Source organism: Propionicimonas sp. (assembly GCF_047606205.1).
Classification (GTDB): domain Bacteria; phylum Actinomycetota; class Actinomycetes; order Propionibacteriales; family Propionibacteriaceae; genus Propionicimonas.
The window spans coordinates 1-9671 of record NZ_JASGES010000009.1 but is presented as its reverse complement, the minus strand read 5'-3'; the positions used below and the strand labels follow the sequence as shown (position 1 = coordinate 9671).

Here is a 9671-nt window from a genome sequence, read left to right as displayed (position 1 = left end):
GCCTGCTCGACGTGACCACGCGGCGCGGCACCGAGCGCGCCGTCGGCGAGATCCTCAGCAGCTGGAGGCGACCCGACGGCACCGAGAGCCTGCTCACCGGCTTCGAGAACCACGGCGGCTTCACCTACCTCGGACCGGAGGCGGAACCGCTCGCCCAGGTCGAGATCGGCATCGGGAACTCCGGGGAAGGCACCGACGGCGCCGTCCAGGGCAATGTGCTGGGCATCTACCCCCACGGCCCGATCCTCGCCAGGAACCCCGACCTGGCCGACCACCTGCTCGAGCGGGCGCTGGGTCACGAGCTCGATCCCCTGCCGATGCCCGAACTGGACGAACTCCGCCGCCAGCGCATCGAGGCCGTCCGGAAGGCCGGGCTGCGCCGGTAGCGATCCCTGTCCCCGGGGAGCCCAACTGCCTATTCCTTCGCGGGCAGGCGGCGCGCACGATCGCAGGGGCGAGGAGGACGACATGCGGATCGCGGTACTGGGCACGGGGATGGTGGGGCAGTCGCTCGCGGGTGGGCTGGCCGAGCGGGGGCATGAGGTTGTGGTCGGCACCCGCGACCCCGCCACCTCGCTCGCGCGCACCGACCCGGGCGGGTTCGGCACCTGGGCCGGCACGCATCCGGCGGTCGGGGTGGCCAGGTTCGCGGAGGCCACCGTGGATGCCGACCTGGTGGTGAACGCACTGCCCGGGGAGGCGTCCGTCGCGGGTGTCGGCGCGGCCACGGTGGCGGACGGGACGATCGTCCTCGACGTGGCGAACCCGCTCGACGCCGGCCACGGAATGCCACCCACGCTGTTCGTGGCGAACACCGACTCCCTCGCCGAACAACTCCAGCGCACCTTCCCCGCCCTGCGCGTGGTGAAGAGCCTCAACACGATGACGGCTCCGCTGATGGTCACGCCCAGAGAACTCGCGGACGGCGACTTCAGCACCTTCGTCTGCGGCGACGACGACGAGGCGAAAGCCCTGGTCACCGGCCTGCTCACCGACCTCGGCCACCGCGACGTGATCGACCTCGGCGACATCACCGCCGCTCGGGGCGTCGAGGCCATGATGCTGGTCTGGCTGCGGCTGTGGGGCGTGGTGGGCAGCGCGAGGTTCACCTACAAGATCGTGCGCTAGCCTCCGGCCAGCGCGATCGTCAGCCAGCCCAGCATCGCCCGTCCCACGATGTGCAGGACGACGAAGATCACCAGCGCCAGCACAACAGCGCACCCACCGATCACGGTCACGCGGTCAGGGTTTCACAGGACGGTGTAGCCGGACGGCAGCCCGCCACGACCCGTCGCCGCCAGCAGGAGCGGGCCTGCGCGCCCCTCGGTGACCGCGAGCTCGGCCAGCAGCCGCAACGTCAGTCCGGCGGGCAGCGCGGGTGGCTCCGGGGACAGGCCCAGCGCCATGCTCAGGTCGGCGGTGTGCACGGTGAGCTCGAGGATCCTGGTGGGCAGGTAGTCCGCCAGCCGGATGCCGCCGGCGATCGTGGTGGGCAGTTCCTCGCCGGTCAGCCCGTCCACCAGCGCGAACACGCGGGCGACGATCTCCGCGACCGCGGCGACCGGGTCGGCGCCGAGGGCTTCGCCGGCGTCCCTCCCCCGCTGAGCCACACCGGGACCCGCCGCGATCGCTTTCGTGGCGAGGTAGTAGCCCACCGCCGAGGTCACGTCGGCCGTCGCGGCCGGCGTGCCCAGGTATGCCTCCACCGTCAGCAACGCCCGCGCCGTGTGGCCGACCAGGGCGCGGACGTTCCACTCGCCGAGGCCGGGCTCGTCCCAGCGGTCACCGACCTCGGCGGTCGTGGCCTGGAACCAGCCGGCGGCGTCGGCGCACGCGCGACGCGACTCCTGCCAGTCGAAGCCCACCACGAGTTCAGCCCAGCAGCTTGGCCTTGGCAGCCGCGAACTCGGCATCCGTGAGCAGACCGGCGTCCTTCATGGACGCGAGCTGCTGCAACTGAGCCAGGAGATCGGGCGCGGCCGGTGCGGCAGGCGGCGGTGCCGGCAGCACGGGCCAGGCCGCAGGAGCCGGATCCGGCGTGGTGGCCTGCAGCTGCGAGACCTGGTTGCGGAGGTCGGCCAGCTCGGCCTGGGTGGCCTGCTTGGCCGCCTGCTCGTTGGCTGCGGCCTGGGCCTGCGCCGCCTGCTTCTGCGCAACACCGCCCGCCACCGTCTGCGCGGTGCCGGCGATCACTGCGGTCCGTGCCATTGTGCCCAGCAGGCTGGGGCGTCCGGCTCTGCGCCTCATCGGTTCTCCTCCTCGTCCGGGACGTTGTCCGCGATCTCCTGCACCACCAGGTCGGTGATGGCTGTTTCGTCGAGCACCTCACCGCCGGTATGGCGCACGGCGGCCAGCAGCGGCCGCAGCCAGGTGTTCTCGAGGACCAGCAGCAGCGCCATCTGGCCGGGGCCGAGCGCGGACACGAGTTCGTCCACGTCGTCGGTGGCCAGCAGTCCCTCCAGATGGCCGATCAGCCCCACCAGCCGGTCCCAACCCTCGGCGTCAGCCAGCTCGATCAGCGCCAGGTCGGCGCCGGTGTTCCGGGTGGCCAGCACCGCGTCCACGATGCGCACGCTACCGGCGGCCACCAGCGCTTCCAGCTCGTCCAGCACCAGGGCGTCCGGGCGGCCGTCCGGCACGGTCACCGCCAGAAGCTCAACAGGTCCGAGTTCCACTCCCCCATCCTCTCCTCGAGTACGGGCAGGCTACTCCCGAACGGGAAAAGGGACGGACCAGCGAACGGGAAAGGAACCGTCCCCACGATCGGGGGTCTCAGTCGGCGAGGACGACCAGCAGGGTGCGGGGGCCGTGGACGCCCTCCACCCGGCTCAACTCGATGTCGGAGGTCGCCGAAGGGCCGCTGATCCAGGTCAGCGGGGCACCGTCGGTGACCGCGTCGGCAAGACGGGCGACCGCCTCGGGGACGTCGGAGACCACCTGGTCGGCGCGGACGACGACGAGGTGGGTGTCCGGGACGAGGGTGAGCGCCCTCCTGCCCTGGTCGGCGGCATGGTCGAGGACGATCGTGCCGGTCTCGGCGATGCTCACCGCGGATGCGGTCACCACGCCGTCGATGGCGTTCAGCTCGGCCCGCGAAAGAGGCGGATCGTCATCGTGGACAGTGATGCCTGCGGCCTCGATGGCCTGCCGCCAGGTCTGCTCCAACCCTGACGGCAGGACCACCGAGCGAACCCCGGCACCGCCGAGGAGGTCGGCCACCCGAGCTGCGACATCTGCCGCACCGCACCGGGCCACCGTCGCCTTGTAGTCCCCGCACATCTCCACGAACCGGCCCAGGACGTCCGGCATCGTGGTCGCGCGACCATATTCCCAGGTGAGGGGGACGTCGAGCTCCGGATCGGGCTGGGTGACGTCGGCCAGGGCCGAACGGACCCGGCCCAGGATCTCCTCGCGTGCGCTCACTTCTGCTCCTCCCCGCGATTGCGCCGCCACCACTGCCGGAACGACTCCTGCGGCGGCATCGGCAGGTCTCTGGCCCGCGTCCACGCGGCGGCCGGCCACGGCAGCGGCCCGAGGTGGTGGGTGTTCGGCAGCACCCGCGCCGCCAGCGAGGCCATGCCCTCGACGAACTCGAAGTGCTTGCGGTCGCTCAGCGCCCAGCCGGCCAGCCCGATCGCGATCGGCTCCACGTGCACCCCGTGCTTGTGGTCGGCCACCTCCTTGCGCAGGTGCACGAGCATGTCGGGGATCGGGATCCGCACCGGGCACACCTCGAAGCACGCTCCGCACAGGCTGGAGGCGTAGGGCAGCGACTGGTCGATCGGGTGCTCGATGCCGCGCAGTTGCGGGTTCAGCACCGCCCCGATCGGGCCCGGGTAGACCGACCCGTAGGCGTGGCCGCCGACCCGCTCGTAGACCGGACAGATGTTCAGGCAGGCCGAGCACCGGATGCAGCGCAGCGCCGGGCGTCCCTGAGGATCGGCGAGCGCGTTGGTGCGTCCGTTGTCGATCAGAACGACGTGGACCTCCTGCGGGCCGTCGCCAGGCGTGACGCCGGTCCACATGGACGTGTACGGGTTCATCCGCTCGCCCGTGGAGGAACGCGGCAGCAGCCGCATGAACACCTCGAGGTCGGCGACGGTGGGCAGCACCTTCTCGATGCCGACCACGGAGATCAGCGTCTCGGGCAGGGTCAGGCACATCCGGCCGTTGCCCTCGGACTCGACCACCACCAGCGTCCCCGTCTCCGCGATCGCGAAGTTCGCCCCGGAGATCGCGACCTTCGCCCGCAGGAACTTCTCCCGCAGGTGCCGGCGGGCAGCCCCGGCCAGCTCGGCAGGGTCGTCGGTGATGTCCTCCGGCGCGGGCGTGCCGTACTGCTTCATCTCCCGCAGGAAGATCTCGCGGACCTCGGCGCGGTTGCGGTGGATGGCAGGGACGAGGATGTGGCTGGGCCGGTCGTGGCCCAGCTGCACGATCAGCTCGGCGAGGTCGGTCTCCCACGCCGCGACCCCGGCCTCCTCCAGCGCCTCGTTGAGCTCGATCTCCTGGGTGGCCATCGACTTCACCTTGACGACCTCGTCGACGCCCTTGGCCTTCACCAGCCCCACGACGATCGCGTTCGCCTCGGCGGCGTCCCGCGCCCAGTGAACGGTCGCGCCCGCCCTGGTCAGCGACTCCTCCAGCTGCACGAGGTAGCGGTCGAGGTGGCGCAGCGTCCGGTTCTTGATCGCCTCGCCCGCCAGCCGCAGGTCCTCCCACTCGGGCACCTCGGAGACCCGCATCACCCGCTTGGCGCGGATCGTCCCGGTGGCATGGCGGAGGTTCTTGCGCAGCTGCTCGTTGCCGAGCTGCTCCTTGGCGTTCTTCTGGAACTTCGGCATGCCCAGGTAGGTCCCGGGCGGCGGTGCCGGCGTGCGGCGGACAGCCTCGGCGGTCACCGCGGGGCCGCCGCGGAGCTGTTCGGGGGAACGCAGCCCAGGAGTGGAGCTTCGTGGGGTGCTCATGCCGCACCCGCCTCGGTGTGGGCGAGGACCTCGGCCAGGTGGATGGGTTTCACGCCGGAGTTCTGCCGGTGCAGCAGCCCGCCGATGTGCATCAGGCAGGCGTTGTCGCCGGTGATCAGGTACTCCGCGCCGGTGTCGACGACGTGGCGCGCCTTGTCCGAGCCCATCGCGACCGAGACGTCCGGGTTCTTCACCGAGAACGTGCCGCCGAACCCGCAGCACTGGTCGGACGCCTCCAGCGGCACCAGGTCGATACCCTTCACCTTGCTGAGCAACTGGTAGGGCCGGTCCCCCACCTTCGCCACCCGGACGGAGTGGCAGGTCGGATGGTAGGTGACCCGGTGCGGGAAGTATGCGCCCACATCGGTCACGCCCAGCACGTCGACGAGCAGTTCGGTGAAGTCGTAGGTCTTGGCCACCACCGCATCCACCGCCTCGGCCAGCTTGGCGTCCCCGGCGTGCTCGGCCAGCATCGGGTGCTGGTGGCGCACGGCGCCGATGCACGAGCCGGAGGGGCCCACCACGTAGTCGTAGGCGGAGAACGCCTTGACGTAGTTGCGCACGTCCGGGACGGCGGCGTCGAAGTAGCCGGTGTTGGTGAACATCTGGCCGCAGCAGGTCTGCTCGAGCGGGAACTCGACCCGGCAACCCAGCCGCTCCAGCACCGATACCACCGCCTTGGGCGTGCCAGGGAACATCACATCGTTGATGCAGGTCGCGAACAGCGCCACCGTGATTCCACCGGACGGGATCGTCATCGTTCCTCCGTTCGTCGCGGAGCCACCGGGGCACGACCCGCGACCGGAGTGGCGGACGAGACCCGGCAACACCCGGCCCGACCTATTGGTCAGACCATTTCTGAGTCTGGACCTTCGCACCGCGATCGTCAAGGGCGTCCGGCAGATCCGCCACAATGAAGCCGTGACACCCACCGAGGAGCGTGACGGGCTCCACGCCTACGAGGTCGTGCTGAAGCACATCGAGGCCGGCATCCTCGCCGGGACGCACCGTCCTGGCGACCAACTGCCACCCGAGCGCGATCTCGCCGCCCAGCTCGGCGTGAGCCGGTCGGCGGTACGCGAGGCCATGCGCGTCCTGCAGACCCAGGGCCTGATCACCTCCAGTTCCGGCCCCGGCCGCGGCACCCGGATCTCGCCCGCGCGAGGTGACGCGCTCGCCCGCATCTTCCAGCTCCACCTCACCCTCTCGGCGGCGGGCACGGCGGACCTCACCGAGACCCGGGTCGCCCTCGAGCGGTCCTCGGCCGCTCTCGCCGCGCAGCGCACCACCGGACGCTCGGTCCGCAAGCTCAAGGGGCTGATGGCGGCCATGGAGCAGTCGGACGCCGTCGACGAGTTCAACGACCTCGACACCGACTTCCACGTCCAGATCGCCAGGGCGGGGCAGAGCGAACTGATCGCCGACCTCACCGTGGCGATCCGGCAGGCCGTCCGGGAGACCATCCGCGAGGCGACCCGACTGCTGCCCAACTGGCCCGATCACCGCCAGGAGATCCTCAACGAGCACCAGGAGATCCTCGCCGCGATCGAGGCCGGCGACCCGGGCTCCGCGGCGAACCTGATCGAGCGCCACATCCGCCGCGCCTACGTCACGCTCGGCATTTCCGGGCCCGAGGCCGGCTGAGCCGCGGCCCGCGGTCGGGCGTCCACCAGACACGGACGACCCGGCGGCCCCGCCCTGGGACCGCCGGGCCAGTGCCGCCTCAGAAGGCGATCGTCTGCCGCGGGCGAGGGACGTCGGCCGGGCTGGCGCCCTCCTCCTCGGACGCGGACGAGCCGACGAAGGGGCCCTCCACCGGCCCGGTTCGGCGCTCTCGGCCGCGGCGCTCCTCGCTGGTCGTGCGGTGTTCGCTGTCCGACATGCACCCTCCTGTGGGTTCCTGGCTGTACACCAGGTGCAGCGCAGGAGCCGGGCCGGACATTCCCGGATCCGGAAGCCGCCGTGACTGAGCGGCCCCGTTCATCCATCCGACGGCCGGGACCCTCAGCTCACCGCGACGGCGAGTTCCTTCCGGACGGCACCGAGCTGGTCCGAGCCGAGGTACTTCACCACGATGCGATGTGTGCCCTTGCCCCCGATCTTGGGGAAGCGGAACCGCGCGACTCCCGCGTCCTTCCCGGTGAGCGTGATGGTCTTCAGGCGGGTGCCGTCGAGGTAGAACTTCACGTACCCGGTGGGCACGACGTCACTCGACTCCGCACCGACCGTCGCCTTCACGGTCAGCCGGGTGACGCCGGCCCTCACCGTGCTGGTGGACCGCTTGAGCGCCAGCGTGCTGGCACTCCTGGCGATCGTGTACTCGAAGGACGCGGACTTGCTGACCCCGCCGTCGGAGTAGGTCGCGGTGACGGTGCCGGTGCCGGCGGCCGAGGAATCGAAGCCGCTGAGCTTCGCGGTCGAGGTGACGTCGCGGGAGTACACGCCCTTGTTGTAGAGGGCGGTGACGGCCAGACCCTTCGTGCTCAGCTCCTGTCCGACGGCGTAGCTGACCTTCGTCGGGGAGGTGACCGCCACCGAGGTCAGGACCGCCTTCGCCGGCGCATCGGCCAGCAGCTTCTTGTACGTGCTGGTGATACCGAACAGTGCAGCCACGTTGCCGGCGGTGTAGGTGACCGACCAGTCCGCGAGCGGCACCTTCCCGGCGGACTTCATGTCCATGTACGCGACATTGGCCAGCCGTTCGATCCCCCACGGCTTACCGCTCTTCTCCTGGACGAGCACCGCGGCCGCGTCGAAAAGGATCGAGGCCCTGCGCAGGTGCGAGGAGTCGGAGATCAGGCTGTAGCTGGTGTAGGCCGACGACTTGGCCAGGATGGCCATCGAGTTCTTCGCGTTCCCGATGGTGCTGGCGGCCTTCTTCTCCACGATGATCCGGGATCCGGCGATGCCCTTGGCCACCAGCCACTTGTACCCGACCTCACCCTCGGTGTGGCCGTTCTTCGGCGCGCCACCGGTGACCAGCACCTTGGACCTGGGGTACTTCTTCAGCGCTTTCACCGCCACCTTGAGTCGCCGCTCGAATTTGACGCTGACTTTTCCCGACTTCTTCAGGGCCGAGCCCAGAACGACGAACACGTGGCCCTTCTTCGGCAATCCGGCGGGCACCGTGGAGTTCATCACCATGGAGTTGTTGATCGTCGACCACGACTTCACGAAGCCGCTCCACAGCTGGTTCTGCCAGGCGGAGTGGGCAGCCATGGACGCGACCGCCAGATCGCGCCGGCCGGTGTCGCGGTCCTGCTGGAAGTAGATCGCCTGAGCCTTGAGGCTGGTCTGCGAGGCGACCGCGGCAGCGTGCGACGGGGATTCGACGACGATCCCTCCGGTGAGGGCGATGAACACCGCTGCGACCACCGTGGCTGCCAGCACCCGTACGGTCCTGATCGGTTCCATCGCTACAGCCCTTCCCGTGATTGCCTTCGATGCGGGCACGCCGAAATGGACTCATGCGCGATTTCGTGGACGTCGAACCCGCCAGCCGAACGGGCGGGCAACGCCAAATGCGCAGTCGTATTCGACCGCCGTCACTTCAGGGAGTCTGACACGGCAACGCCGAATGAACAGCATTTGGTTGAGAGTTTGCGAGGGCGTGGTTGAGGGTTCGCTCAGGCGCTCCCCCACAGGGCGGTGGCCGCAGCCAGCGCCGCCGGCAGGGTGACCACGCTCGCCAGTGTGGACAGACACAGCAGCCGGGTGGCGAACTGCGTGTCCCGGTCGTGGCGGACACTGAAGATCACCAGGAACGCCCCGACCGGAGCACTCACCGAGATGACGATCGCGAGCCGGGCCACCGGGTCGATCGGCACCGGGCCGAGCAGGGCGATGAACACGGCGGGCACCAGCACGTTGCGGGCGAACGTGCCCAGCCAGACCAGCCGGTCGCTGAACACCGTGCGCAGGCTGAACGCGGCCAGGTTCACCCCGACCACGACCATGCTCAGCGGGGTGTTCATCGAGGCGAGGTAGCCGAGGACGTCCGAGACCGGCGACGGCAGGCTCACCGAGAACAGGAACAGCGGCAGCGCGACCACGATCGAGACGATGCCGGGGTTCAGCGCGACCCGGCGGAGTTTCGCGGCGAGCGCCTCGCCGTCGTGGCCGAACAGCGAGGCGCCGTGCGTCCACACCATGACCGTGAACGCTGCGATGAAGGCCACGGTGTAGAAGACGCCGTCGTTACCGAGGATGGCCTGGGCGAGCGGGATGCCGATGAACCCCGCGTTGGAGTACACGGTGCCGAACCGCAGCGTCGTCCTCGTGTCCGCGTCCGGCACGAGCTGCCGGTTGAACAGCAGGTTCGCGATGCCGATCGTCAGGGCGAACGCGGCCAGGTCGACGACGAAGACGATGCCCATCATCCGCAGCCGGTCCGCGTCGAAGGGGCGCTGGAACGCCAGGATCGTGACCGAGGGAGAGACCAGGTACAGCAAGAGGTTCGTCATGCCTTTCAACGACTCCTGGCCGATCCAGTGCAGGCGGAACGCTGCCCAGCCGAGCGCGATCAGGATGAACATGATCAGCACCTGCCCCGCCGGCACGCCGAATGCCACCCCACACCTCTTCCCGGTCCCGTCCCCGGGCCACCCTAGGAGATCCCGACCCGCCGTCCCGACGACGACCACGTCCGGCCGGCCGCCGCGACCACGGCCGGCGGCGCGCGCCGGCGGGACGGCACCCGGCGGC

The 9671-nt window shown here is 70.1% G+C and carries 11 protein-coding genes and 1 pseudogene; 3 read left to right on the top strand and 9 right to left on the bottom strand.

Annotated features, from left to right (window positions below; genetic code table 11):
• Together QM633_RS00515 and QM633_RS00510 are read left to right on the top strand one after the other, a co-directional pair.
• Positions 1-386 (top strand): annotated as a pseudogene (locus QM633_RS00515) (glutamine amidotransferase); the annotation flags it as partial.
• Positions 387-468: 82 nt separating this feature from the next.
• A complete protein-coding gene (locus QM633_RS00510; protein WP_415151762.1) occupies positions 469-1128 on the top strand; it encodes an NADPH-dependent F420 reductase in 660 nt (219 codons plus the stop codon).
• A gap of 122 nt (positions 1129-1250) precedes the next feature.
• On the opposite strand, the gene QM633_RS00505 is transcribed toward QM633_RS00510, so the two are convergent.
• The 6 genes from QM633_RS00505 to QM633_RS00480 all read right to left on the bottom strand — a co-directional run bounded on the left by QM633_RS00505 (position 1251) and on the right by QM633_RS00480 (position 5725).
• The gene (locus QM633_RS00505) at positions 1251-1868 is read right to left on the bottom strand and encodes a maleylpyruvate isomerase N-terminal domain-containing protein (RefSeq protein ID WP_415151761.1); all 618 of its coding nucleotides are present in this window, start codon (positions 1866-1868) and stop codon (positions 1251-1253) included.
• 4 nt (positions 1869-1872) lie between these two features.
• Positions 1873-2208, bottom strand: coding sequence for an SHOCT domain-containing protein (locus QM633_RS00500; RefSeq protein ID WP_415151760.1), 336 nt, complete (start codon positions 2206-2208; stop codon positions 1873-1875).
• Positions 2209-2243: 35 nt separating this feature from the next.
• On the bottom strand, positions 2244-2675 hold the full coding sequence (locus QM633_RS00495; RefSeq protein ID WP_415151759.1) for a DUF6325 family protein: 432 nt from the start codon (positions 2673-2675) through the stop codon (positions 2244-2246).
• Positions 2676-2772: 97 nt separating this feature from the next.
• Complete coding sequence (locus QM633_RS00490) at positions 2773-3423, bottom strand: LutC/YkgG family protein (protein WP_415151758.1); 651 nt, start codon at positions 3421-3423, stop codon at positions 2773-2775.
• Entirely contained in the window at positions 3420-4844 is a 1425-nt protein-coding gene (locus tag QM633_RS00485) for a LutB/LldF family L-lactate oxidation iron-sulfur protein (protein ID WP_415151763.1), read from the bottom strand. The genes QM633_RS00490 and QM633_RS00485 overlap by 4 nt, the downstream gene beginning before the upstream one ends.
• Before the next feature lie 119 nt (positions 4845-4963).
• Positions 4964-5725, bottom strand: coding sequence for a (Fe-S)-binding protein (locus QM633_RS00480; RefSeq protein WP_415151757.1), 762 nt, complete (start codon positions 5723-5725; stop codon positions 4964-4966).
• A 163-nt stretch (positions 5726-5888) separates the two neighbouring features.
• Between QM633_RS00480 and QM633_RS00475 the strand changes: the two genes are divergently transcribed.
• On the top strand, positions 5889-6611 hold the full coding sequence (locus QM633_RS00475) for a FadR/GntR family transcriptional regulator (RefSeq protein WP_415151756.1): 723 nt from the start codon (positions 5889-5891) through the stop codon (positions 6609-6611).
• 79 nt (positions 6612-6690) lie between these two features.
• Here QM633_RS00475 and QM633_RS00470 read toward each other — a convergent pair whose 3' ends face one another.
• The 3 genes from QM633_RS00470 to QM633_RS00460 form a co-directional block, all read right to left on the bottom strand.
• Positions 6691-6849, bottom strand: coding sequence for a hypothetical protein (locus tag QM633_RS00470; RefSeq protein ID WP_415151755.1), 159 nt, complete (start codon positions 6847-6849; stop codon positions 6691-6693).
• A gap of 122 nt (positions 6850-6971) precedes the next feature.
• The gene (locus QM633_RS00465; protein WP_415151754.1) at positions 6972-8381 is read right to left on the bottom strand and encodes an ElyC/SanA/YdcF family protein; all 1410 of its coding nucleotides are present in this window, start codon (positions 8379-8381) and stop codon (positions 6972-6974) included.
• A gap of 212 nt (positions 8382-8593) precedes the next feature.
• Positions 8594-9538, bottom strand: coding sequence for an AEC family transporter (locus QM633_RS00460; protein WP_415151753.1), 945 nt, complete (start codon positions 9536-9538; stop codon positions 8594-8596).
• Positions 9539-9671: the final 133 nt, after the last annotated feature.

What these genes read in the sequence shown, in the direction of transcription:
- QM633_RS00510 (WP_415151762.1), top strand. Translation starts at nt 469, where the DNA reads ATGCGGATCGCGGTACTGGGCACGGGGATGGTGGGGCAGTCGCTCGCG.
- QM633_RS00485 (WP_415151763.1), bottom strand. Translation starts at nt 4,844, where the DNA reads ATGCCGAAGTTCCAGAAGAACGCCAAGGAGCAGCTCGGCAACGAGCAG.
- QM633_RS00480 (WP_415151757.1), bottom strand. Translation starts at nt 5,725, where the DNA reads ATGACGATCCCGTCCGGTGGAATCACGGTGGCGCTGTTCGCGACCTGC.
- QM633_RS00500 (WP_415151760.1), bottom strand. Translation starts at nt 2,208, where the DNA reads ATGGCACGGACCGCAGTGATCGCCGGCACCGCGCAGACGGTGGCGGGC.
- QM633_RS00470 (WP_415151755.1), bottom strand. Translation starts at nt 6,849, where the DNA reads ATGTCGGACAGCGAACACCGCACGACCAGCGAGGAGCGCCGCGGCCGA.
- QM633_RS00465 (WP_415151754.1), bottom strand. Translation starts at nt 8,381, where the DNA reads ATGGAACCGATCAGGACCGTACGGGTGCTGGCAGCCACGGTGGTCGCA.